Annotated in this window: 17 protein-coding genes; 6 read left to right on the top strand and 11 right to left on the bottom strand. The window is 48.9% G+C overall.

Going from position 1 to position 23,328, the window contains the following annotated elements:
- Window positions 1-34: 34 nt before the first annotated feature.
- Both ACYVK4_RS29555 and ACYVK4_RS29550 read right to left on the bottom strand, forming a co-directional pair.
- Window positions 35-1,180 carry a Gfo/Idh/MocA family protein gene (locus ACYVK4_RS29555; protein ID WP_461131185.1) on the bottom strand — a complete coding sequence of 382 codons (1,146 nt, stop codon included), beginning with the start codon at window positions 1,178-1,180 and terminating at the stop codon, window positions 35-37.
- 108 nt (window positions 1,181-1,288) lie between these two features.
- Complete coding sequence (locus ACYVK4_RS29550) at window positions 1,289-2,425, bottom strand: Gfo/Idh/MocA family protein (protein WP_461131223.1); 1,137 nt, start codon at window positions 2,423-2,425, stop codon at window positions 1,289-1,291.
- Window positions 2,426-2,765: 340 nt separating this feature from the next.
- Here ACYVK4_RS29550 and ACYVK4_RS29545 point away from each other — a divergent pair, with 340 nt between their 5' ends.
- Entirely contained in the window at window positions 2,766-4,016 is a 1,251-nt protein-coding gene (locus ACYVK4_RS29545; RefSeq protein WP_461131184.1) for an MFS transporter, read from the top strand.
- Window positions 4,017-4,102: 86 nt separating this feature from the next.
- Here ACYVK4_RS29545 and ACYVK4_RS29540 read toward each other — a convergent pair whose 3' ends face one another.
- Together ACYVK4_RS29540 and ACYVK4_RS29535 are read right to left on the bottom strand one after the other, a co-directional pair.
- Window positions 4,103-4,681 carry an HD domain-containing protein gene (locus tag ACYVK4_RS29540; protein WP_461131183.1) on the bottom strand — a complete coding sequence of 193 codons (579 nt, stop codon included), beginning with the start codon at window positions 4,679-4,681 and terminating at the stop codon, window positions 4,103-4,105.
- Between the two features lie 111 nt (window positions 4,682-4,792).
- Entirely contained in the window at window positions 4,793-5,707 is a 915-nt protein-coding gene (locus ACYVK4_RS29535) for an LEA/WHy family protein (RefSeq protein WP_461131182.1), read from the bottom strand.
- A gap of 145 nt (window positions 5,708-5,852) precedes the next feature.
- Here ACYVK4_RS29535 and ACYVK4_RS29530 point away from each other — a divergent pair, with 145 nt between their 5' ends.
- A complete protein-coding gene (locus ACYVK4_RS29530) occupies window positions 5,853-6,629 on the top strand; it encodes an META domain-containing protein (protein ID WP_461131181.1) in 777 nt (258 codons plus the stop codon).
- 160 nt (window positions 6,630-6,789) lie between these two features.
- Window positions 6,790-10,221, top strand: a complete 3,432-nt coding sequence (locus ACYVK4_RS29525; protein ID WP_461131180.1) for a ThuA domain-containing protein — start codon at window positions 6,790-6,792, stop codon at window positions 10,219-10,221.
- 100 nt (window positions 10,222-10,321) lie between these two features.
- On the opposite strand, the gene ACYVK4_RS29520 is transcribed toward ACYVK4_RS29525, so the two are convergent.
- The 4 genes from ACYVK4_RS29520 to ACYVK4_RS29505 all read right to left on the bottom strand — a co-directional run bounded on the left by ACYVK4_RS29520 (window position 10,322) and on the right by ACYVK4_RS29505 (window position 16,617).
- On the bottom strand, window positions 10,322-11,074 hold the full coding sequence (locus tag ACYVK4_RS29520; protein WP_461131179.1) for a GLPGLI family protein: 753 nt from the start codon (window positions 11,072-11,074) through the stop codon (window positions 10,322-10,324).
- Between the two features lie 90 nt (window positions 11,075-11,164).
- Entirely contained in the window at window positions 11,165-14,008 is a 2,844-nt protein-coding gene (locus ACYVK4_RS29515) for a TonB-dependent receptor domain-containing protein (protein ID WP_461131178.1), read from the bottom strand.
- Window positions 14,009-14,247: 239 nt separating this feature from the next.
- Window positions 14,248-15,576 (bottom strand): aminodeoxychorismate synthase component I, encoded by a 1,329-nt coding sequence (gene pabB, locus ACYVK4_RS29510; RefSeq protein WP_461131177.1) that lies wholly within the window; start codon window positions 15,574-15,576, stop codon window positions 14,248-14,250.
- Window positions 15,577-15,594: 18 nt separating this feature from the next.
- Entirely contained in the window at window positions 15,595-16,617 is a 1,023-nt protein-coding gene (locus tag ACYVK4_RS29505; RefSeq protein ID WP_461131176.1) for an NYN domain-containing protein, read from the bottom strand.
- Between the two features lie 287 nt (window positions 16,618-16,904).
- On the opposite strand from ACYVK4_RS29505, the gene hisB reads away from it, so the two are divergent.
- From hisB to ACYVK4_RS29490, 3 genes are all read left to right on the top strand, one after another.
- On the top strand, window positions 16,905-18,053 hold the full coding sequence (hisB, locus tag ACYVK4_RS29500) for a bifunctional histidinol-phosphatase/imidazoleglycerol-phosphate dehydratase HisB (RefSeq protein ID WP_461131175.1): 1,149 nt from the start codon (window positions 16,905-16,907) through the stop codon (window positions 18,051-18,053).
- A gap of 290 nt (window positions 18,054-18,343) precedes the next feature.
- Window positions 18,344-18,910 (top strand): 1-acyl-sn-glycerol-3-phosphate acyltransferase, encoded by a 567-nt coding sequence (locus tag ACYVK4_RS29495; RefSeq protein ID WP_461131174.1) that lies wholly within the window; start codon window positions 18,344-18,346, stop codon window positions 18,908-18,910.
- A 33-nt stretch (window positions 18,911-18,943) separates the two neighbouring features.
- Window positions 18,944-19,927, top strand: a complete 984-nt coding sequence (locus tag ACYVK4_RS29490) for a nitrilase family protein (RefSeq protein WP_461131173.1) — start codon at window positions 18,944-18,946, stop codon at window positions 19,925-19,927.
- On the opposite strand, the gene ACYVK4_RS29485 is transcribed toward ACYVK4_RS29490, so the two are convergent.
- The 3 genes from ACYVK4_RS29485 to ACYVK4_RS29475 all read right to left on the bottom strand — a co-directional run bounded on the left by ACYVK4_RS29485 (window position 19,917) and on the right by ACYVK4_RS29475 (window position 23,146).
- Window positions 19,917-21,431, bottom strand: a complete 1,515-nt coding sequence (locus ACYVK4_RS29485) for a hypothetical protein (RefSeq protein WP_461131172.1) — start codon at window positions 21,429-21,431, stop codon at window positions 19,917-19,919. The two genes, ACYVK4_RS29490 and ACYVK4_RS29485, sit on opposite strands and share 11 nt — an antisense overlap.
- Window positions 21,432-21,509: 78 nt before the next feature.
- On the bottom strand, window positions 21,510-22,646 hold the full coding sequence (gene lpxB / locus ACYVK4_RS29480; protein WP_461131171.1) for a lipid-A-disaccharide synthase: 1,137 nt from the start codon (window positions 22,644-22,646) through the stop codon (window positions 21,510-21,512).
- An 83-nt stretch (window positions 22,647-22,729) separates the two neighbouring features.
- Window positions 22,730-23,146, bottom strand: coding sequence for a 6-pyruvoyl trahydropterin synthase family protein (locus ACYVK4_RS29475; RefSeq protein ID WP_461131170.1), 417 nt, complete (start codon window positions 23,144-23,146; stop codon window positions 22,730-22,732).
- Between the last annotated feature and the right edge of the window lie 182 nt (window positions 23,147-23,328).

The raw sequence follows: 23,328 nt of genomic DNA, 5'->3' as shown, positions 1-23,328 counted from the left end.
CATTCACTCTTTCACTCTTTCATTCTTTCGCTCATTAAATCTCCACCCAGGCCTGCTTCCGGTTAGATTCCAGGATTTTTTCGCAGATGAGCAACTCGCGGTAGCCGTCGGCGAAGGTTGGGTAGGTTGGATTTTCGGGTTGTTTTCCGGCGGCAATGGCGTCGTACACCTCCTTGAACAACTGCTTCGATGTATCGGGGAAACCTTCATTGTGGCCGCCGGGGAAACTGATCACCGACCGGGCTTCGGGGTGAACCAGCGAAGGGTCGCGCATGAACGACTCGTTGGCACCGTCGCGGTTACCGATCCACATTTCGTTAGGCGCTTCGGAATTCCAGGCAAACGTTTTCTTCGAACCGGCAATCTCCAGTTTCATCTGGTTTTTGCGACCCGCCGACACCTGCGATACCGTAATCACCCCCCGGTTGCCATTGTCAAAACGGAGCAGGACATTGGCGTGATCTTCGGTATTGATGGGGACGTCGGCATAATCCTCAGGCTGGAGCATCTTCCCTGAATACGTCTCAACGGGCTTAAGCGGCTTTTTCCGCACTTTATGCACTGTATTGAAATCGGCCATGACGGCTACCGTTTTCAGACCGGTGATATACTCCAGACTGTCCATCAGGTGAGAGCCAATATCGGCAATGGCGCGCGAGTCGCCGGACTTATCGGGTTCCAGACGCCAGTTGTAATCGGTGTCGTAGAAAAGCCAATCCTGCAGGTAGGAGCCAATAATGGAATACACATCGCCCAGCGCGTCCTGCTCACGCATCACCTTCATCTGGCGAACCAGCGGGTAATAGCGAAGGTTAAAATGCACGGCATTGACCAGTCCGGTTTGCGCGGCCAGTTCAACGAGTTCTTTGGCTTCGTGTAAATCTTTGGCTAATGGTTTCTCACAAACGACATGCTTACCGGCCAGCAGAGCCGCTTTCGACTGCGAGAAGTGAAGAAAGTTAGGTGTACAGATGTGTACCACCTTAATATCTTCCATGGCCAGCAGTTCGTCGAATGTGCAGGACCGCTCGATACCGAGCTGATCGGCTTTCTGACGGGCCAGTTCAGGCGTTACTTCGCACAGCGCGAGGACGTTTGTATTTGGCAGGCGACGCAGAGCTTCGATGTGCGCAGGCCCGATGAATCCAGTGCCAACGACACCAATGTTAATCTTTTGCATGATTAGGGGTTATTATTATTCCGCAGCGATTCACAGAGTAAAAAAGAGATTCGCAGAGAAAGGCTCAGTGAATCTCTTTTTTACTCTGCGAATCGCTGCGGAATAGTTTTATTCTACAAACTTAGTCCACTTTGTGGAATCATCCTGACTCGACGCGATAACCGTGTCGATAAAGGCTAATCCGCGAACACCGTCCGATGCTTTGGGGAAATCGTAAAGTGGATCTGCTTCCCGACCTTCCATATGTGCTTTTACGGCATAGGCAAAGTTTCGGTACAGGTTGGCAAACGCTTCGAAGAATCCTTCGGGATGACCGGCCGGCAAACGCCAGTGCGCCGAAGCCGACGCCGACAGTGTTCCCACATTGGGCCGGATGATCCGCTGACCTTCCTGCGTTTTGTATTTTAAGGTATTAGGCTCCATCTGGTGCCATTCCAGACCACCCAGTTCGCCCCAGACGTAAATTTTCAGCGAGTTTTCTTCGCCATTGGCAACCTGACTGGCGTGCAGAACACCTTTTGCTCCATTATCGAACCGGAGCAGTACGTTGCCATCATCGTCCAGCTGACGACCCGGCACAAAAGCGGTCAGGTCGGCACAGAGTTCGGAAATCTGCAGGCCTGTTACATACTCAGCCAGGTTTTCGGCATGAGTGCCAATGTCACCCATACAACCAGCGGCTCCCGACCGGGCCGGGTCTGTGCGCCAGATTGCCTGCTTGTAATCGTTATGCTCTTCGTCTTTAGAGAGCCAGCCTTGCGGGTACTCAACAACAACTTTACGGATAGCTCCCAGTTTGCCACTGCGCACCATATCGCGGGCTTCTTTCACCATCGGATAACCCGTATAGTTATGCGTCAGGCCAAACACCAGTCCTGACTTTTCAACGATAGCCGCCAGTTCTTTGGCTTCGGCCAGATTCAGCGTCATGGGCTTATCGCACATCACATGAAATCCATTTTCGAGCGCCATTTTAGCGGGGGGAAAGTGCATGTGGTTGGGTGTTACGATGGATAAAAAATCCATCCGCTCACCTTCAGGCAATGCTTTTTCCTTTTCAATCATCTCCTGAAATGAAGAGTACACCCGATCTTCGGGCAAATAAAGGGCGTGGCCGGTTGCTTTTGATTTATCGGCCGATGCACTAAAGCAGCCACAGACCAATTCGATTTCGCCATCGAAACCGGCAGCACGGCGGTGAACGGCACCAATGAAGGCATCGAGGCCTCCGCCAACCATACCCATTCGCAATTTTCTATGCATTGGTATTTGAGTTGAGTGTAAACAGGTTAGGAAAGTAAAGTACGAGGGTAGGTTTACTGTACACTTTTTTAAGGATTACAATTTTTAAAGATATGGTTAGTTAAGTCTAAAGCATTTCTTCAGTTACTAACGTTAACCATTAAAGCGTAAAATGGACACAATAAACCTTTTCCTTTTTTTTACGGCCGAAAATTAGCTGTTTTCTCTTATTTTTCGGAAAATTTGAATAAAACAGGCCATAAGTAGGGAGTTTATGTCACCTCTCGTCTTTTAATTTTTAATCGAACCTATTACTAAACCACTAAATCCCCTCTCGTCGAAAATGAACCAAACCGTTAACCCATCGCGGCTGTTTCTTGCCAGTTGCCTTGCCCTTATTACGACCGCTTTCTCGTTCAGTATTCGGGCAGGCATTTTGCCTCAGTTAGGCACTGAGTTCGGGCTGACTGCCGAGCAGTTAGGCTTTATCAACTCCATGTGGTTTTTGGGCTTTCCCATTTCCATGATCGTTGGCGGTTTGGTCTACAATACGGTTGGCCCAAGAGTTATCATGAGCGTCGCATTTGTTTGCCACACCCTGGGTATTCTGCTGACTATTTTCGCAGGTGGCTACTCCACCCTCCTCATTTCAACCCTGTTCATTGGTATTGGCAATGGCTGTACAGAAGCCGCCTGTAATCCGATGATTGCCGACATGTATACGGGCATTACTATGAACAAGATGCTGAATCGGTTCCATATGTGGTTCCCGGGTGGTATCGTGGTTGGTAGCCTGATTTCGCTCGCTATGACCAAAATGGGTATGAGCTGGCAGACGCAAGTTGGTATTATCATGATTCCAACTTTGGCCTATGCCTTCCTGTTCTGGGGTCAGGCTTTCCCGAAAGCAAAAGTGGAAGGTGCCATGTCGCTCTCCGAGAATTTCAGAGCCATGATCAACCCGCTCTACATTTTCATTTTCTGCTGCATGGCGATAACGGCCATCTCTGAATTCGGTCCCCAGCAGTGGACTACCCTTATTCTGAGCAAAAGCGGAGCGGAGCCCCTGCTGATTTTGGCACTCGTAACGGGACTTATGGCAGTTGGCCGGTATTTCGGTGGGCCAATCATTCACCGGCTCGACCAAACGGGCGTATTACTGGGTGGTGCCGTTTTTGCAACCATCGGTATATACCTCTTTAGCACACAAACGGGTGCTATGGCCTACGTAGCGGCTATATTCTTTGCCGTTGGCGTGTGTTACTTCTGGCCAACCATGATTGGTTTTGTGGCCGAGCGCATTCCCTTAAGCGGTGCCCTGGGTATGTCGGTCGTGGGGGGTGTAGGTATGTTTTCTACCTCTATCTGGCAGCCCATCATCGGCGGCTGGATCGACAGTGCTCGTGTTGAAAAAGCGGCCGCAGGTCTTTCCGGCGATGCACTCGAATTAGCGGCTGGTCAGGCAACGCTGCTCCGAATGACGACTTTCCCGATCATTCTGATTGTTGCCTTCACGCTGCTATGGTTCTGGATGCGCAACCGCAAAGCAGGCCATGTGGATGAAAGTGTTGTACTGGAGCAACCCCAGCTGTAAGCTAACAAATCAGGAAACCAGTACTAAAAAAGCCTGAAACCATGCGGTTTCAGGCTTTTTTAGCTTCGTGAGTAGCCCGACGAAATTTAAATCAGCGCTTGTAAAAAATTAATTTGCTGCTCTTTAGCGCCCTGCCGGGCTGAGATAGCCGTTTTTGTCCAATAATGATGGCTACGGAGAAAGCTAACCTGAATGCGGTTCCAGGCCACTTCATCAGTAATCATATCACGAGCCTTCAGTTCTTCGTAAAGCGAATGAGCAATTGGCTCGAAGTCATCCCGACCTAAATAATCGAGGTCGGCATCGCACAAGATTTCTTCCAGTTTAGTTTTCGGTGTCTGTGGAATGCGGGTAGCCATGATCATTCCACAAATGGCATTTATTTGGGCCTCATTATAGCCAAAGTCTGGCAATACTTTCTGAACATATAGACAACCGGCTTCCTCATGGCCTTTGTACACGGACATGAAACCGGCATCATGAAACAGAGCGGCCGTTTTGAGCAAAGTCAAGGATTCTATATCGGTAATTCCTTCCGCCCGAGCAATCCATTCAGCCGCGTTGACTACATCCATAACATGGTGTAAACCATGGTAGTAGAGAGTCGGCGAGAGTTCTGACGCTAACAGATTTACAATAAATTGTTCAGTGTCAACGATATTCATAAGTCCCTGATTTGTCAAATGGTGTGGGCTAATGTAAGAAGATATACACAATCGATAAATCAGCTCAATAGCCTCTTTCGCAAACATGACTCAACGTCGGAGTAATTTGGATTACTTTTTCAGCTTCTTAAAGTCGTCCAGCGTTCCGGTTATGGTCGAAACAAATTTACTATTGGCAAAAGACGAGTTGTTTTCCTTATCGATGAGTTTACACCGGAAGTTGACCCGGTAAGGTGTATCTTTTTTGTCGAACAGCATTTTGGGTAGTACACTCAGCGTTTTGCCGGGCCGGGCCGTTACCGGAAACACAACGGGCGTAGTTGCCTGTGCTTTTATCAGGATCGGCTCTTTTTGCTCACCGTCGGCAATTTCTTTACCGTCGATGAAAACCGTATAGTGAGCGTCCGTAATGTTAAATGGCATCTTGTTTTTATTGGTGATACTCACGTTGGCGGCCACATCGGTGCGTTTCAGGCCCAGCTTGCCAAAATCAATATCATTGATTTTCACCTCGGGCAGATAAAAGGTCGGCATTCGCTTATCAACGGTTGTCTCGAAAGTCTTCTGTCCCAGAATGGGAATATCGAGCGCGAATTTTGCCCGCATCTTATAGTTCGTACTGTCAATATCTTTTCGGTCGAGGGTCTTCAACACGCGGGTCAGCTTTTTATAGGCCAGTTTGGCGGGCAGCACGATCAGCGTACTATCGCCCGACTTCACCTCGATTGGCTTTTTATAGGCATCGACCATTACGGGCGTGTTGGCAATATAGAACGTATAGTCCAGGCTGGGTGATTTGAAGCCGACGGGTAGTGGGTTATCGATGAGCATGTATAGATTCATAGAAATAACATCCTCTCCAATATCGGTAATGGCCATACGGGTCATCTCCAGCCGGGGCTTCAGCGTATCGTCGTAAGGCTTCCCCTCCGCCGTGCGTTCCTCTTTCACATTCCGATACCAGATATAGGCGCCAGCGAAGCCAATCAGTAACAGCAAAAGCACAATCAACCATCCCTTTTTCATAACGTATCTTTTTCTGTAAAGAAGGGGTAACTTCGGTAAGGAGATGACTGTTTAAAGTAGGTTCTGATTGTTCCATTAGCGTGCTCCGGTTAAACTTTTCAGCCTACAGCTGGTCTTACCAACAGAACACTTTATAAACAAGATCATGCGTACTATTCTGCTTGGCGTGTTGCTTCTGTCGGCTGCCTGTCGCCGTCCCTCTACCCAATTTGCCGCCATGCTCACGCCCGCCAGTCAGACCGTTATAACCGATTATAGCCAGCAGCTGAAAGCGGGCATTGATGTGGTGGCCATGGGAAATAACCCGGCCTGGTTACTGACCGTAAACCCGTCTAAAAACTATTTTCGTTTCAAGGCTTTAGAAGGCGATAGTGTAAACGTAACCTTACCGGAACGACAGCAGGATTCCGATGGTGTTTTTCGGTATAGCGTCGGTACTCAACCCAACCGGATAAATGTCGTTTTCCGGCCCGACAGCTGTGTCGATAAGTTATCAGGCCAACGGTTCGACTATCGGGTTGAAGTTGATTATAAGGGAAAAAGCTATACAGGCTGTGGGGCCTCGCTTCGCCAGCTTACCCTCCTCAACGACATTTGGGTACTCACCGATTTTCAGAGCAAACCAATAGCCGCTTCTGCTTCGGGGAAAGAAGCACCCCGTCTTGAAATAATGCTTACGGAAGGACGTGTAACAGGTACAACCGGCTGCAATCGACTTAGCGGCTCCGTTAAAGCTGACACCCGTCAAATTCTGTTTGGCCCGTTGGTAACGACGAAAATGGCGTGTCTGGATGACGCTAACCAACTTGAAGGTAAGTTCCTGAATGAATTGAGCCACCCGCTTACTTACCAGATTGGAAGTGGCAAATTGACACTTCTTCGAAATAATAGGCCAATAATGACCTTTAAAAAAGTGGATTAATGGTCTTTTAACGGATAAATTGAGCGAACGACTACACCATAGCGTTCGCTTTTTCGTTACTTTTGTTTCTCAATAAAAGTCAATCGAATCACCAAATAAGTTAACAACCGATCTGGCACTTATCAGCTCGTCAAACCAACCTGTATAAATCCAAAACTCTATGAAAAACTTACGGCTTCCCTCCCGCGCCCTGTTGCTGGCGGGTTTGCTGGCAACAACTGTATCGGGCACCCCTGCCTGGGCGCAAACAGCAGCCAAACGTACGGCAGTTGCCAAACCGGCCATGAAATCGGCCGATAATTCCGTTGCCCTGAACCGGGTGCTGGTCTTTTCCAAAACCAAAGGTTACCGCCATGCGTCTATTCCCGTTGGCAAAGTGGCGATCATGAAACTAGGTAAAGAAAATGGTTTCGCCGTTGACACGACCGAAGATGCCAGCAAGTTTACCGAAGCGAACCTCAAGCAGTACAGCGCCGTTATCTGGCTCAGCACCACGGGCGATGTCCTCGACGATGCGCAGCAGGCAGCCTTCGAGCGTTATATTCAGGCGGGTGGCGGTTATGTCGGTATCCACGCGGCTGCCGATACCGAGTATGACTGGCCGTGGTATAACCAACTGGCCGGTGCTTATTTTTTGCAGCACCCTAAGCAGCAGAATGCTGAAATCGAGATTATCGACAAAAATCACCCGTCGACCAAAATGCTTCCCGATCGCTGGAAGCGCTGGGACGAGTGGTATAGTTATAAGAGCATTCAGCCTGATCTCAAAGTCCTGGGCAAGCTGGATGAGAAAACCTATGAAGGGGGTAAAAACGGCGACAATCACCCGTTTATCTGGCATCATGATTTCGATGGCGGCAAAGCCTTCTATACCGGTGGCGGCCATACCGACGAGTCGTATGCCGATCCGCTGTTTTTACAGCATATCCTGGGCGGTATCAAATCCGTTATGGCAACAAACCTGAAATTCGGTCAGGCGAAAACCCAGGCTTTCCCGGAAGAAAACCGGTTCGACCGGGAGGTTCTGACCGCCAATCTGGATGAGCCAACGGAATTAGTCGTTCTCAACAATGGCAAAGTCCTGTTTGCCGAACGGAAGGGTGCTCTGAAGCTCTACGACCCGAAGAAGAAATCGGTGAAGGTAGTGGCCAACTTTCCGGTATTCACCAAATTTGAATATGGCTTGATGGGCTTGAACATCGACCCAAACTTCAAAGAGAACAAATGGGTATATGCCTATTACTCGCCCATAACGGGTAAAACGGTAGCCGATACGGCTCAGCACCTGTCCCGCTTTGTGTATGACGATGTTCGCGACACCTTGTTGATGAACACTGAAAAGGTTTTGCTGACGATTCCCGTTAAGCGCGACGGCTGCTGCCACACAGGCGGCTCTATTGCCTGGGATCGCAAAGGAAATCTGTATCTCTCGGCGGGTGACGACACGAACCCATTCAACTCTCAGGGGTTTGCCCCCATTGACGAGCGGCCGGGTCGCAGCGGCTGGGATGCCCGTTTAACATCCAGTAACACCAACGACCTGCGCGGTAAGATCATGCGTATCCATCCCGAAGCGGATGGCACCTATACCATTCCGGAAGGCAACCTGTTCCCAAAAGGCATGGCAAAGACCCGTCCTGAAATTTATGTGATGGGTAACCGAAATCCATATCGTATTTCGGTCGATCAGCGCACGGGTTTCCTGTACTGGGGTGAAGTTGGCCCCGATGCCGGTGAAAACAGCCCTAAATACGGTCCGCGCGGGCATGACGAAATGAACCAGGCCCGCAAGGCAGGTTATTTTGGCTGGCCGCTTTTCGTAGCGGACAACCGCCCGTATAACGCCCGTTCGTTTGCGGATAGCACCACCGGTGCTTTGTTTGATCCGCAAAAGCCAATCAACAACTCACCGCACAACACGGGCCTGACCGAATTGCCCCCTGCTCAGAAAGCGTTCATTTACTACCCCTATGCCGACTCGCCGGAATTTGGTCCTATCGTGAGTAAAGGTGGCCGGAATGCCATGGGTGGTCCCGTTTATTACTACGACGACTATGCTGAATCGTCCGTCAAATTTCCCCGTCATTACGATGGCAAATTTTTCGCTTATGACTGGATGCGCGACTGGATTCACCCGGTTACGATGAAAGAGAACGGCGATTTCGTGAAGATGGAGACCTTTATGCCCAGCACGAAATTTTCCCACGTGATCGACATGCAGTTTGCCAACGACGGTTCGCTCTATACCCTGGAGTACGGCCAGCAGTGGTTTGCCGCCAACGCCGATGCACGTCTGTCACGCATTACCTACAACGCTGGCAACCGCAAGCCGGTGGCTATAGCGAGTGCCAGCAAAACGGTTGGTTCGGCACCTTTAACGGTGAAGTTTGACAGCAAAGGATCGATGGATTACGACGGCGACGCGCTGAAGTATTCGTGGTCATTCGGCAGCGGGATGCCTAAACAGACAACGGCCAGTCCAACGGTTACCTTCAGCAAGCCGGGTACTTATCCAGCCACGCTAACCGTGACCGACGCGGCCGGTAATGTGGCGACAAAAGCGATGGAAATTAAAGTTGGTAACGACGAGCCCAAAGTAGAAGTAGCTGTAACCGGCAACAAAACGTTCTATTTCCCTAACAAGCCGGTGAAGTACGCCGTGAACGTTGTCGACAAAGAAGATGGCACGTTGAAAAAAGGCATCAGCCCCGACGATGTGACGATGACCATCGACTACCTGGAAGGCTTCGACAAAACCATGCTGGCACAAGGTCATCAGGCCAACCTGGGCTTCTCGACCGGCAAACGCCTGATCGAACTGAGCGACTGTAAAGCTTGCCATGCCATCGATAAAAAGTCGATCGGACCTGCTTATATCGACGTGGCCAAAAAGTACAAAGGTGCTTTCCAGATCGAAGGAAAACTGGCTCGCAAAGTGATTAACGGGGGCGGTGGTGTTTGGGGCGAACAGGCCATGAGCGCTCACCCACAACTAAAAGAGAGCGAAGCGACCGACATGGTTAAGTATATCCTTTCGCTGGCCGATGAAAAGAAAGTTAACCGTCAGCCACTGGCAGGTGATTACGTACCGGCGCAGCAGAAGAAAGAGGGCTCGTACATCCTGACCGCCAGCTATACCGACCGGGGCAACGGTGTTATTGGACCCCTGACAAGCTCAAGCTCCATGGCCTTACGCTCACCGATGGTGAAAGCGGTTTCGGCTGATGGGAAGCAGGATATTTTCCAATATGACATACCCAAATTGGGCCCAGCGGCTATCGGTACAAAATCAGGCAGCTACCTGGTGTTTAATGACATCGATTTGACGGGTATTCAGAGCATTGCGCCATCTGTCTTTGCGTCAAACGATCAAGTTGCGGGTGGCAAGCTCGAAGCCAGGCTCGATTCGCCTACGGGTACGCTTCTGGGAGAGGCCGAGGTAAAACAAGGCACACAGGGAGCCGTTAACCTGCCTTTCCGCCAGCCAGTTTCAGGTGTCCATAAGCTCTACCTTGTTTTCGTGAATCCAGAAGCAAAACAGAAACCACTGTTTGCCGTCGATCAGGTTCAGTTCTCGACACAGGGCATGTAGGCTTAATTTCCTGCCATACATAAAAATCCCCGGCCAGTACTGGCCGGGGATTTTTATGTATGGCACTTTCGATAAGAGCAGTTTGCACTCCCAATTAACCTCAATACCGAATACCAGCCCAACCATAAGGCGTCTGGTGGGCGGTCATCCGATCGGCGATGTGTTGTTTAATCAGCGCGTCGTAAGCAGCATCGGTCATCTTTTTCCCTTTTTGTTTAGGCAGTTTCAGATCGTCGGGTGTCAGTGGGCGAAAAGCCACACTAACCGCTTCGATAGTCACATCACCGTCATTGACGTCCAGTTCCAGGATTAGCCCCGGTAGGCCGTTCATGCGCTCAGGGCCCGCCGAAACCGGGATGTCCTGCGCAAACCAGGCTGTTATTTTCTGCTTCTTGATGGGATCTTCGGTTTCGGCTTTCATGCAGATATAGCCTGCGACCTCCTTGATCTGATTACCAATTTTCCAAACCGGCGCGTGCAATGAATCATCAACGATGTACGTTTTACCCAGCATCTCGATAATATCGACCTTTTTGTCTTTCTCGAAATTCCGGTACAGATAAAACTCCGATTTGCGCCACGAGTACCCACCCTCTTCCGGTTCATCGCTGTTGTAGGTATACAAACTCTCGTTGGGGCTAAAGGCCAGTTTCATCTTGATGCCCTTGTTATTCTCTTCCCAGTTTTTCCACGTTTGTGTTTCGCGGTCTTTCTGTTCCTGGCTTAGGAACGTCAGGCGGTTAGTAATCTTTAGCCAGTGTTCTTTCCGAACATACGTAACCACCCCTTCCGACTTCTGAGCAATGGTTACCGAACTGGTCAACAGGCACAAGAACACAAGTACTTTTTTCATAGTAAAGAACTCAAAAAATTTCAGATACAATAAAGCATTTTTTCTGGTAAGCTTCCTGGCGCCTTTTTCCCAAAAAGTAAACCTGTTTGATCAATAAAATCCATCCCGACGCATTTTAGCCTGAACACCCCGCATGTTGTATGTAACGCCAATGGTAAAATACCGCGCCAACGTCTGGATCGTTTCCGACTGCGTGTAATTGACACCACGATTTAAGGTAACAGCCACATTTCGGTTGAGCATGTCGGTTGCCGTAAAGCGAATTTCAGCCCGTTTGGCTTTACCAAGAATATGGTACATCGATGCATTCCAGATAGGAATCCGCTGGTCGAAATTTAGTTGTGCGTTTTTATTAACCCGGTAATTCAAGTTTGTATTGATGTACAAATCGTGCGGAAGTTTCAGGGTCAGTTCACCACTAAAGTTGTTATTGGTGAATGTCTGGTTGCGGTTCGAACTAATCGAAAACTGGTTGTCAGTTATACCAACATTGGCATTCGCGTAGAAAGTAAGCCATTCTACAGGGGTAAGGCTTAGTCGGGTCCCTACATTATAGTTCTGAAAACGCGTGTCATTGATAACTCCATTTATTCTGGACGGATTATTACCGGAACTGATGCTTGTGTTAAGATCGAGCGTTGCCTTGGTTTTTTTCAGGGGAAAGCCGAACCCAATATACGTACCGAGGTTTTGTCCACCTGATAGATTCTCAGGCTTTATAACTGTAACCAGCGTCTGCGGATTCGTGTCCTGACTATACACAATCTGATTGACGTATTTGGTACCATACAAACCAATGTAGGCATTTACAAAACTGCCCGGATTGAAATAGTTGAAACTGAGGTTAAGATTATGCCCCAGCTGAGGTAACAGATCAGGATTCCCCTGATTGATATACAGCGGGTTACTGTTATTCCTGACAGGCTGTAAATCACGCGATGTTGGTATCTGAACACTTACGTTATAACCTCCGTAAAGATACCGGTTGTTTTTCAGGTCATAATTCAGGTTCACATTCGGGATCATTGTCGTAAATACCCGGCTGATAGGCGTAAATACGGCAGCCGACTGATCGGAAGCAAACCGGCCATTAAGTGTGAATCGCTGAGCGGCCAACCCTGCCGATACGTTCAGGCCCTTGTAGGAATAACGGACGCTGCTCCCCAGTCGGTTATAAACGTAATTATTTTTGTAGTACAGGCTTAGGGTATCATTTCGGATAAAGGTATTATCACCCCGGTTAAATACGTCGCGGTCTACTTCGTCATAGCGCAAACTAAAGTTGTAGAACGTCTCCGAGGTAAATCGCTTGCCAATGGGTTCTACATACTGCAAACTGGCTTTGTATTCGCTGCGGACAATGTCGTTCCGTTGGTCCTGATGAATATCAGCCGATTTATCCGCTGCTGTGATGGGACCGGAGTACGTATTTTCAGAATCCAGTATCAGATTGGCGTTATTCGTATTGACTTCATACGTAGCACTGGCCGCTATGCTACGTCCTTTTTTGTGCATCTTATGCCTGAAGATTAACGAGTTGGAACTAGCAAACTGGCGTTGATCACTGGCATTCGTACTTTCGTTATGCGTGGCGGCCCCATTACTTCGAACCAGATCCTGAATCCGGAAAAGACGGGCATTACCCATACCGTAACGGCTGTTATTGATAAATATCAGAGAATTGAGGGTGTCGATCTGTTTCTCATAGCGCAGGCTTACGCGATGATTGCCATTAAAGTTAACCTGATTGCTCGTTTCGGCCGTTGAGTACACGCTTTGCGGCAACGTAACATCGCGCAGGCGTTGGGCATCGAGTTCCAGACGGGTCTGGTTGTAATAATAACTGCCACTCCATTTTTTCTCCTTCGTATCGAAGTTATAGTTGGCACCACCCGCTGCATTATTGGAGAAGCCCACACCCTGTCGACCGCTCACGGGGATACCCAGGCCCTCATCGCCACTATCCGAGAAGTAAAAGAAATTGCCGCCACTAAAGCCAAAGTCCGCATTCTGGTTGGAGTTGTAGGCATTGCTACCTCTAAAATCCTGATAATCATCACGAGATAGTCCCTGCTGGTTCGTATTGTTCCCTAACCCAACCAGCGAAAACTGGTGCTTGGCATTGAATTTATTGTAAATGCCTTTCGCTTCGGCCCGTGCGGAAACGTTGTTGGAGGCTGGTCCGGCGGCCACCGTTACTTTACCAAATCCGCCTTTCTTAAATTCTTCTTTCAGCTCCAGGTTAATGGTTTTTTCTTTTTTACCATCATCCACACCTGTCAGCTTTGCCTGCTCCGTTTTGTCATTAAAGACCTGCACTTTGGTAATGGCTTCGGCCTGTAAGTTTTTGGTGGCCTGCTTTGGGTCATTTCCGAAAAAGTTCTTTCCATCGACTGTCAGCTTTTTCACATCCTGCCCCTGCGCCCGGATATTGCCGTCCTGATCGATCTGGACACCGGGTAGTTTACGCAGCAAGTCTTCAACCGTAGAACCGGGTGGTACCTTGAAGGAACTGGCGTTGTATTCGATCGTATCCCCTTTTATGGTCAGAGGAGCTTTAGCCGTTCGGACAACAACCTCCATTAACTCCCGTGTGATGGGTTTTAATTTCAATGCCCCAAGATCAATGACAGCTTCGCCGGTTGGCTGTATCACCTGATTATAGGGAATTAAGCCAACGAAAGAGATTTTCAGGACGTAATTCCCTGCTTTCAGATTTTTAAATGAAAAAGCACCGTTGTCGCCGGTGCGGGTAAAATTGACGAGCGACGAATCTTTGGCGCTCAACAGCATGACGGTCGATGAAGCTAACGGAGCGGCTGACGTATCGACGGCTCTGCCCTGCAACGTAAAGCGGGCGGGCGCAGTTGGGCTTTGCGCATACAACGTAGCCGAGAGCAGACACAATACGGCCAACAGGAAGAGGTTTTTCATAAAGAGATAGGGCAAAGGATGAACAGAAGCAAAGCTAAGGGCAATACGAGCAAATGATCATACTCTTAACGATTTTTAACTAAATTTATAGTAGTTAATTTAGCAAAAGGTTAAGTACGCTCATAATGAGTCACTTTTGCACCCAAGCGTTGCAAGCTTTATCTCATATGATTAAAAAATCAGGAAATTCCACAAGCCCCGTGCAACTTTTTAGGCTGTGACTTAACAAAAGACAGTTCTTAAGACTCCAGAACGTCACGAATTGCCTTTGCCTTCAGCAGGCATTCGTCCCATTCCTGAGCCGGGTCGGCATCGTAGGTGATGGCACTTCCGACGGAAAAAGACGCATACCGACGTTGGGCGTCATAGAGAAGCGTTCGGATAACGACACTGAAATCAAAATCGCCCTCGGGCGTTATATATCCAATAGCACCGGAGTACACCCCCCGCCGACTCACTTCCAGTTCGTCAATTAATTCCATGGCCCGCACTTTAGGCGCTCCCGTCATACTGCCCATGGGAAACGCATTCTGGATTGCTTCGGCCCAGGAAACAGATGGGCGCAACGTCATTGAAACGGTCGAGATCATCTGAAAAACGTGCTGAAATCCATAAATGCCAAACAGCTCATCCACCTGAACCGAACCCGTCTCAGCACTCCGGGCGAGGTCATTTCGCACCAGATCAACGATCATCAGATTTTCGGCCCGTTCTTTTTCCGAATGAAACAGGTAGGCGCGCAGGGCATCGTCTTCTTCGGACGTTTGCCCCCGCCGAACCGTACCTTTAATGGGTTGTGAAAGTACACGACGATCTGACTTTTTCAGAAATCGCTCGGGCGAAGCACCTATAACGTAGTGATCACCAATCTTCAGAAAAGAGGAGAATGGCATAGGCGACCGTTCGTTCAGGGCATGATAGGTTGCCAGCGGATCGAGTTGAGTATTTTCGGCAAAAAACTCAATACAGTAGTTGAGTTCATACACATCGCCCGCCCGAATGTGTTCCTGTATGCGGCCAACGGTTGCCTGGTATTCATCAGGAGAAACGCGGCATTTCGTTACTATTGGCCCACTGCCAGAAACAACATGAGCAGCCGTGGGATCAAACGAACGTAGTTGATTGAGTAAAGACCCGGCATCACCCTCGCCCCGTATAATCAGCGCATCGCCCAACTTTTCGGATTGATCGAAATCAATGATCCACTCAGGCTCGACAAAATAAACATCCGGAAGGTGAAGCTGATCCGGGTTTTGGCTACTCAGGTTCTCAAGCTGGTTTTTAAGATCATACCCAAAATAACCAACTAAAAAACAGGGGTTCTCGCGATGCGCTTTTTGAAGTATCTGAAACGCATTTAAACCGGGTGTTCGCCCATCAGCAAATGAAATGACCCGTTTCGTGCCAACAAATAGCCGGTTAGGAAAGGGGTCATTCGGGTATGTGATTCCGTTATTGTTGAGAAATGCTACAAAGCCAGTTGTGTGTGTCTCCTGAGCGACTGCCCAAGCCAGCGTCTGTAAACGCCAGCCCTGGAGGTCTTCGACGGACACACGAACACTATTCATTATGGTACGTACTCATGCCTATGAATGCAACAAACGAACATCGATAGCGATGTCTTTTCCTTCGGCATTCCGGCCCAAAGTAAACTCGACCTCATCATCAACCTGCAACTCATTGAAGTCGGTATCGATCAGGCTGGTATAATGAAAGAATAAATTGTTTGGTGGATAATTCACGAACCCATACCCCGTTTTCAAGCTGCGGATCGTACTTATCTTACGGCCTTCCGGATCGTCATCTGCCGTATCGGCCAGATTGTAATTCGGTTCATCAGACGGCAGGTAAGCTTCATCGTAAGCATCACCGGCACTCAGACCACTGCCAAAGCTATGGCCGTTGCTATAGGAGCTGCCATTGCTGGGCACCGCCGTAAATGTTGGCCGGGTTTGCTGCTTCACAAACAGGTTCTGGATAACCATATCGTTCCGGCGACTGCGGTCATCGATCAGGCCGTGCATACCCACCGGATAGGAAACCTCCTCCAGCAAATCCTGCGACGTGCGGGTAACCTGCTTTTCGCCCTGCTCGTTGAGAAACTCAAAATCCCAGCTCAGCACCATAATCCGGGAGCCGAGCGTGTTTAACTTACGGATGAGCGGAACATAATCCCCATCCGATGTAATCAACACAACAACATCAAACTTTTTGTACTGAGCCAGTTCAAAGGCTTCCAGTGCCAACCACACATCAATCCCTTTTTCCTGACGGTAACCCTGATACGTTTTAACTGGCAAATAGTGGGTTACAACCCCTTCAGACATTAATATGTCGTCGAAAAGGCGATCATAAAATAATTGATTTCCCCGCTGGTTTGCTTCATGTGCATTAAGCCGGCCTCTGAAATAATGAGCATCGACAATCTGGCACAGGCGTTCATTAACCCCCTCCTCTTCGGCTACCTGCCGACGGATAAATGCGTGTAAACCCGAAATACTTATGCGGCTGCGACGTTCGTGAGAATAATTATAATAATTACTTACGTGTAGAAAATAATTTCCGTCATAAAAAACCCCAATACGGGTTAATCTAGATCCTGCTGACATGTTATTAACTAAAGGTTATTAAGTGTATGGTTTTTATTTAAGATAGTTCTTCTTTTTACTGTTTATTGAGTCGGTATGAACGGTAGCTTATTGCAAACAGCTTTATTTTATTGGTCACTTAATGTAACAGTACGATAAAATGGTAGCCGAAACGATTTACTCTTGATGATATGGATATAACTGAAAACGGTAAAAACTGTTGTGCAAGAACTCTTTTGCAAAAGTAGCATATTTTCGTTTGTAATATGCTGTAAACGTATCTTTGTGGGAGTTCTATTATCCAAATTATGCAAAAAATTGTATTTGTCGACCGCGACGGAACGCTCATTGCCGAACCACAGCCCGATCAGCAGGTTGACTCACTCGCCAAACTGGATTACATACCAAAAGCGATTTCGGCCATGCGTAAAATTGCCGAGGAAACAGACTATGAGCTGGTTATGGTTACCAACCAGGATGGCCTTGGTACCAGTTCTTTCCCCGAAGACACGTTCTGGCCCGCCCACAACAAGATGATGGACACGTTTGCCGGTGAAAACGTCCATTTTGCAGCCGTTCACATCGATCGCCACTTTCCCCGCGATAATTCGACGACCCGGAAACCCGGCATCGGTATGTTAACTCAATATGTCGAACCCGCTTATGATCTGGCCAATAGCTACGTTATTGGCGACCGCTTAACAGATGTGCAGCTGGCGATCAATCTGGGCGCAAAAGCCATTCTGTTTTTACCCCCCAATGGACTTTCGGCGGTGCAGAGTGCCGATGTTGACGGGCTCACCGAAGCTATGCAGCAGGCAATTGTACTGCAAACCGGCGATTGGGATGAAATTTACGCCTTCCTGCGGTTACCCGCCCGCACCGCTACGGTGGAGCGAACGACAAAAGAAACCCAGATTCAGGTCGAATTAAACCTCGACGGCCGAGGCCGGGCCGATATTCACACGGGTCTTGGCTTTTTCGACCATATGCTCGATCAGGTTGCCAAGCATTCCGGTGCCGATCTGACCATTCGTGTCAATGGTGATCTGCATATCGACGAGCACCATACCATTGAGGATACCGCTCTGGCACTGGGTGAGGCCTACCGGCGCGCCCTCGGCGACAAACGGGGCATTAGCCGCTATGGGTTTCTGTTACCGATGGATGAAGCACTGGCTCAGGTGGGCATCGACTTTTCCGGTCGCCCCTGGCTGGTCTGGCAGGCCGACTTTAAGCGGGAGAAAATTGGCGATATGCCTACCGAAATGTTCTTTCATTTCTTCAAATCGTTCTCCGACACGGCCCTTTGCAACCTGAACATCAAAGTTGAAGGCGATAACGAGCACCATAAAATTGAAGCCATTTTCAAGGCGTTTGCCAAATCGATAAAGATGGCTGTTCGACGCGACATCAACGAATTGGATAACATGCCGAGCACAAAGGGCGTTCTGTAAGCAAAAAACCTACAAGGTCTTTAAGACTGTATAGGTTTAAAATCCAAAGGCTCTGTTATTTTTGCACCGGAATTCAACTGAACATCAATATGGATTTATCAACACCTTTGACACTTCTGTTCTACGCCGTATTGCTGGCCGCTTCGTTTGTAACGGGCCGTTGGTTAGAGCGCAACGACCGGAAGTATTAATTCAGTGGGTAGTGCTTAGTAGTAGGTAGTGACTGGTAATGCATCGTGCTATAATACCTGTTACTACCTATTACGTGCTAACCACTAACGACAAAAAACATGCTTGGTGCCCTTACCCGTTGGTTATTTAAAATGTGGGGTTGGCGGGTAGCAGGCCCTGTTCCGACAGTACCGAAAGCTATCTGGGTGGTAGCTCCTCATACCACCAACTGGGATTTCCTCATTGGACTTGGCATTCGGCCCACGATTCATATCTGGATTCAGTACCTGGCCAAAAGCTCGTTATTCACCTGGTATTCGGGCTGGCTGTTTCGGGCACTGGGTGGTAAACCCGTTTACCGCGATAAATCCCACAACCTTGTCGATGCAACTGCTACTGTGTTCGCCCAGAACGAAAGCCTGCATATCTGCATCGCTCCCGAAGGTACACGCGGCAATGTCGATAAACTGAAGACAGGTTTTTACTACATCGCCCTCAAAGCCAACGTTCCGCTGATTCTGGTTGGCTTCGATTGGCCTCGCCGGCAGGCTATTCTGAGCGAACCCCTCTATGTTACCGGCGACTATCAAAAAGACATGCTCCCCTTCTACCAGTTTTTTTCTCAGGTTCACGGTATCAAAAAAGACTGGCTCAAGCGTTGGGAAGAAACGGGAGTGATCGAGTAAATTTCGGTTAATCAACCCGTCACGACGTGCGTTATGCAACATCTTAAAGTAGCTACGGCCCAGTTTGAAAACGCCAGTGGGGACAAAGCCTACAATCTTGGCATTATAGACAACCTGTCGGCCCAGGCGGCCCGGCAGGGAGCCCAGGTCATTACGTTTCACGAATGCTCCATTACCGGTTATACCTTTGCCCGGCATTTGACCAGAGAGCAATTGCTGGAGGTGGCCGAACCGATACCCGATGGCGACAGCGTTCAGAAACTCATTCAGATAGCCCGGAAAAATGACATCGTGATTCTGGCGGGTCTGTTTGAAAAAGACGATCAGGATCAGCTGTTTAAAGCGTATGTATGCGTCGATAAAAACGGGCTTGTCGCCAAATACAGAAAGCTGCACCCCTTTATTAACCCGCATTTGCTACCCGGCAATGAATATGTTGTTTTTGACTTGTACGGCTGGAAATGCGGCATCCTGATTTGTTACGATAACAACGTCATTGAAAATGTACGGGCAACGGCTTTGCTGGGAGCCGACATTATTTTTATGCCGCACGTTACCATGCTAACGCCGTCAACACGGCCGGGAGCGGGTTTCGCGGATCCTGCCCTATGGCACAACCGATACAACGATCCGACGTCGGTACGGCTGGAATTTGATGGCATGAAAGGCCGCGCCTGGCTGATGAAGTGGCTTCCGGCCCGAGCCTATGACAATGGCATTTATGTGGTGTTTGCCAACCCGATCGGGATGGACGATGACCAGCTGAAAAATGGCTGCTCAATGATTCTCGACCCCTTTGGCGATATACTTGCCGAATGCCGTGCCCTCGACAACGACATTGCCATTGCCACCTGCACGCCCGATAAACTGGAAAAATCGGGTGGCTATCGGTACCGGAAAGCCCGTCGGCCTGACCTGTACCGGGACATTATCAGTCAGGAACACACGCCCGACCAAAAGGTCGTTTGGTTACAGCCGAATGATGATTCAGCCAACCCGAATTCGATTATAAGCTGATGGCTTCATCAGATTCCGTTTTGGCACTTTTTACCTGCTTTCGTACAACGCTGTTCCGGCTGAGGGCACCATTATCCTGATTTCGGGCATAGATGGTATTCCATTTATCCTGAAAAACGCGGTGATACTCCCCTATTCGCGCCGGTGCATCAACAGGAATATCGTAACTGGCATTTAAGCGATGGTCGCTGAGAATGTATTCAATGTCAGCCTCATTGGCCTGGGTAAAGAATGTGTCAAGGGGTATCGCCCCTTTTTCCCGTTCCAGCAAGTGATAATACGTTAATCCCTGTATCCGGTAGTTGTCCATCTGCCCGAAAAAGAACTCAAGTGGCGCAATAACATGGGCACCTTTCTTCGGCATCTGCCTGGCAAGCAGCGCATTATGCGACTCAATATCCGGTGTCGTTCTATTTTCATTGAACACATTAACCAGTTGCACGCCGGCAATAAGCCCGTAGATGATCAATACCATCCTTGCGGCTTTCCGTTGCCAGCGGGGTTGCTCAGCTACGCATTGCAGCAACCAGCTTGCAGCCAGAATCGATAACCAGGGGAGGAACAGAAGGAAATAGATATCAGTAGCACTTTTTGTCAGAACCCAGAAAGAGCCGATCAGTAGTAGCGAATACAAAAAAACAGGCTGCGACAGTCGAATATGCCGCCGGGCGACTATTCCAGCCAGTAGCACCAGTGCCGTTAAGGCTGCTTCTTTTTCACTATGAAAAAATATGTGGTGAAAATCTGCCATGACAGACAGCTTATCGCCCACATGGAAGTTTTGCTGGGTGGCCGGATCACCACAAAACTGAGCGACCAGAATCGCCATATGTCCATCAAGCAACGCATCGACTGCATACAAGCTCAGCGTCAGCGAACCGACAACGACAAACCAGCCGACTGATCGCCAGTCAGCCCGAATCAACAACCATAGGCTACCGGCAACTAGGTAAATCAGGCCGTTGAGGTGAGTTAGTGCTGCCAGACCAGCCAACAGTCCGCCAAGTAGTGCTTTGGGGCGCGAAGAGCCGGGCGGGTCAAGGGCCATGTAAGAAGCAAAGCCGAGCGCCATGCACATGGTTTCCGGTCGGTTGATGGATACATGCCGAATCAGCGACCCGCAGCCGATGTACAGTAACAGCGCCAGATACTGTTGCTCGCGAGACGTTCGCTGGTTATAACGCCACACTAAAAAAGCCCCCACCAACCCAAAGAATATGCTGACGACTTTGCTGGCACCAACAGAAAAGCCGGTTATGGCCATCACCAGCGCCCCGGCATAAATAAATAGCTTATGAAAAACGTAAAGACCGTTTTCCCACCCGTTGTACCCCCTGAACAACTCAGAACGAACCTGTCCATCCCGAATCAACCAAAAAGATTGTTCGGCAAACCAGGCCTCATCAAAATATTCCGCTCTATAGATAAACGTTACAAAGAGTGCTAGTACAAGTATAAAAAGCAGACTGAAATAACCACGTTGAGTAAAGTATACAAATGACATAGATAGACTAGAATAATAGTCAAACCTACTGTCAAACGAACAACCAGACGATTACAGCATCTTATAAACGTAGTATTACTATCCAACGGGATTCATGGCTGAACGCTTCCTTAACTCCTCCACCATGAGTTGGCCAGCGCGCTCGGAGGCTCCGGGGCTTCCCATTTTTTGCTGAACCTCGGCATAACCTGCCAACTGGATTCCCCGACCGGGCTCACCGGGCAGAATACGCAGCAGTTCAGAAGTGATTTTCTGAGGAGTAAGGTCGTTCTGTATCAGTTCCCGGACCACTTCGCGATTGGCAATAAGATTGACGAGGGAGATGAACGGGACCGCAATTAAATGTTTGGCGATCGCGTAGCTGATACCCGTGGTTTTATAGCAAACGACCTGTGGGATGTTCAGTAACGCCGTTTCGAGGGTGGCGGTACCCGACGTGACCAGGGCGGCTGTCGATATATGCAGCAGATCGTAGGCCGCATCATTCACCCAAATAATGGAAGGATAATTCGCCAGCAACTTATCATATAGGCTCTCCGGCAAATTACTAACCGTACCAATGACAAACTGATAATCTGGAAACGGCCGCGTCGCTTCCAGCATAGCGGGCAGAATAGACGTAATTTCCTGATGACGGCTGCCGGGGAGCAGGGCAATAACGGGTTGTTCCCCTATCCCCTTTTCCGTTCGGAATGCCGGGTCAGGGGTAAAGTCGGCAAGAGCGTCGAGGAGCGGATTGCCTACGTACTCAACTTTATAGTCGTATTTAGCAAAGAATTCCGTTTCGAAGGGTAGAATGGTAAAAAGCTTATCGACGGAAGCCTTTATGTTGAGGGCCCTCCGCTGATTCCAGGCCCACACTTTAGGGGAGATGTAGTAAAATACCGGGATACCATGTTTTTTGGCAAAACGGGCCATCCGTAAATTAAATCCGGCATAGTCGATCAGGATGAGCACATCGGGCCGGTTAGCCAGTAGATCGGCCTGGCACTCGCGCATAATCCGGCGAATGGTACCCAGGTTTTTTACGACTTCCAGAAATCCCATGAAGGCCATCTCGCGGTAATGCCGCACCAGCACAGCACCGGCCGCTTCCATCTGCTCACCGCCATAGCCGCGAAAAGTAGCCTCAGCATCCCGCTGGTGAATGGCTTTGATCAGATTGGCACCGTGCAAATCGCCCGAGCGCTCGCCCGCGATGAGGTAGTAGTTCATATTTTATGTATGATGTAGGATATAAGATGTATGAATTTCCGGGATACAGCATACATCTTATATCCTACATCATACATAAGCCCTTATTCCCCAAAATAATCGACAAAGTTTTTCGGGGTTTCGTAAAGCCGGAGCTGATGCAGGTGCGCATCGGTGACGGGTTCGAGCGACCGTTCCAGTATCTTCCAGATTTCCATGATAAAAATCTCGCAGCTGGCCATTTTACCCTGCATAAAATCGACGTCGAGGTTCAGATTTTTGTGATCCACTTTCTCGATCACTTCCCGCCGGATAATATCACCCAGCACTTTTAAATCGATGACGAAACCTGTGTCCGGATCGGGTTCTCCCTTTACGGTCACGATCAGTTCGAAATTGTGTCCATGCCAGTTTATGTTGGCACAGGGACCAAAGACTTCTTTGTTACGCTCTTCTGACCAGGCTGGATTGTAGAGCCGGTGAGCCGCGTTGAAATGTTCAATTCTGTTAATATATACCATTTTTCTGGTTTAGATGGGGCGGTTGCCAGAAACGCCGGGTTGATAAATTGGGCACAAAGGTACGAACAGTTCCGACTCTATAAAAGCAGTATACTTACCAATTGTAAAGGAAGGAAGCCCTTCGTCCTGTATAAGAAAAACACAATTTAATCAGGAAATCCCCTATTCATTTGTCCATCTAA

The organism is Spirosoma aerophilum (genome assembly GCF_054782495.1).
Note: the sequence above shows the minus strand (reverse complement) of the source record. Positions and strands in the feature narration are given on the sequence as shown.

Bases quoted from the DNA above. Each gene is read 5' to 3' on its own strand.
- ACYVK4_RS29555 (WP_461131185.1), bottom strand. From the start codon at position 1,180: ATGCAAAAGATTAACATTGGTGTCGTTGGCACTGGATTCATCGGGCCT.
- ACYVK4_RS29550 (WP_461131223.1), bottom strand. From the start codon at position 2,425: ATGGGTATGGTTGGCGGAGGCCTCGATGCCTTCATTGGTGCCGTTCAC.
- ACYVK4_RS29545 (WP_461131184.1), top strand. From the start codon at position 2,766: ATGAACCAAACCGTTAACCCATCGCGGCTGTTTCTTGCCAGTTGCCTT.
- ACYVK4_RS29540 (WP_461131183.1), bottom strand. From the start codon at position 4,681: ATGAATATCGTTGACACTGAACAATTTATTGTAAATCTGTTAGCGTCA.
- ACYVK4_RS29535 (WP_461131182.1), bottom strand. From the start codon at position 5,707: ATGAAAAAGGGATGGTTGATTGTGCTTTTGCTGTTACTGATTGGCTTC.
- ACYVK4_RS29530 (WP_461131181.1), top strand. From the start codon at position 5,853: ATGCGTACTATTCTGCTTGGCGTGTTGCTTCTGTCGGCTGCCTGTCGC.
- ACYVK4_RS29525 (WP_461131180.1), top strand. From the start codon at position 6,790: ATGAAAAACTTACGGCTTCCCTCCCGCGCCCTGTTGCTGGCGGGTTTG.
- ACYVK4_RS29520 (WP_461131179.1), bottom strand. From the start codon at position 11,074: ATGAAAAAAGTACTTGTGTTCTTGTGCCTGTTGACCAGTTCGGTAACC.
- ACYVK4_RS29515 (WP_461131178.1), bottom strand. From the start codon at position 14,008: ATGAAAAACCTCTTCCTGTTGGCCGTATTGTGTCTGCTCTCGGCTACG.
- pabB (WP_461131177.1), bottom strand. From the start codon at position 15,576: ATGAATAGTGTTCGTGTGTCCGTCGAAGACCTCCAGGGCTGGCGTTTA.
- ACYVK4_RS29505 (WP_461131176.1), bottom strand. From the start codon at position 16,617: ATGTCAGCAGGATCTAGATTAACCCGTATTGGGGTTTTTTATGACGGA.
- hisB (WP_461131175.1), top strand. From the start codon at position 16,905: ATGCAAAAAATTGTATTTGTCGACCGCGACGGAACGCTCATTGCCGAA.
- ACYVK4_RS29495 (WP_461131174.1), top strand. From the start codon at position 18,344: ATGCTTGGTGCCCTTACCCGTTGGTTATTTAAAATGTGGGGTTGGCGG.
- ACYVK4_RS29490 (WP_461131173.1), top strand. From the start codon at position 18,944: ATGCAACATCTTAAAGTAGCTACGGCCCAGTTTGAAAACGCCAGTGGG.
- ACYVK4_RS29485 (WP_461131172.1), bottom strand. From the start codon at position 21,431: ATGTCATTTGTATACTTTACTCAACGTGGTTATTTCAGTCTGCTTTTT.
- lpxB (WP_461131171.1), bottom strand. From the start codon at position 22,646: ATGAACTACTACCTCATCGCGGGCGAGCGCTCGGGCGATTTGCACGGT.
- ACYVK4_RS29475 (WP_461131170.1), bottom strand. From the start codon at position 23,146: ATGGTATATATTAACAGAATTGAACATTTCAACGCGGCTCACCGGCTC.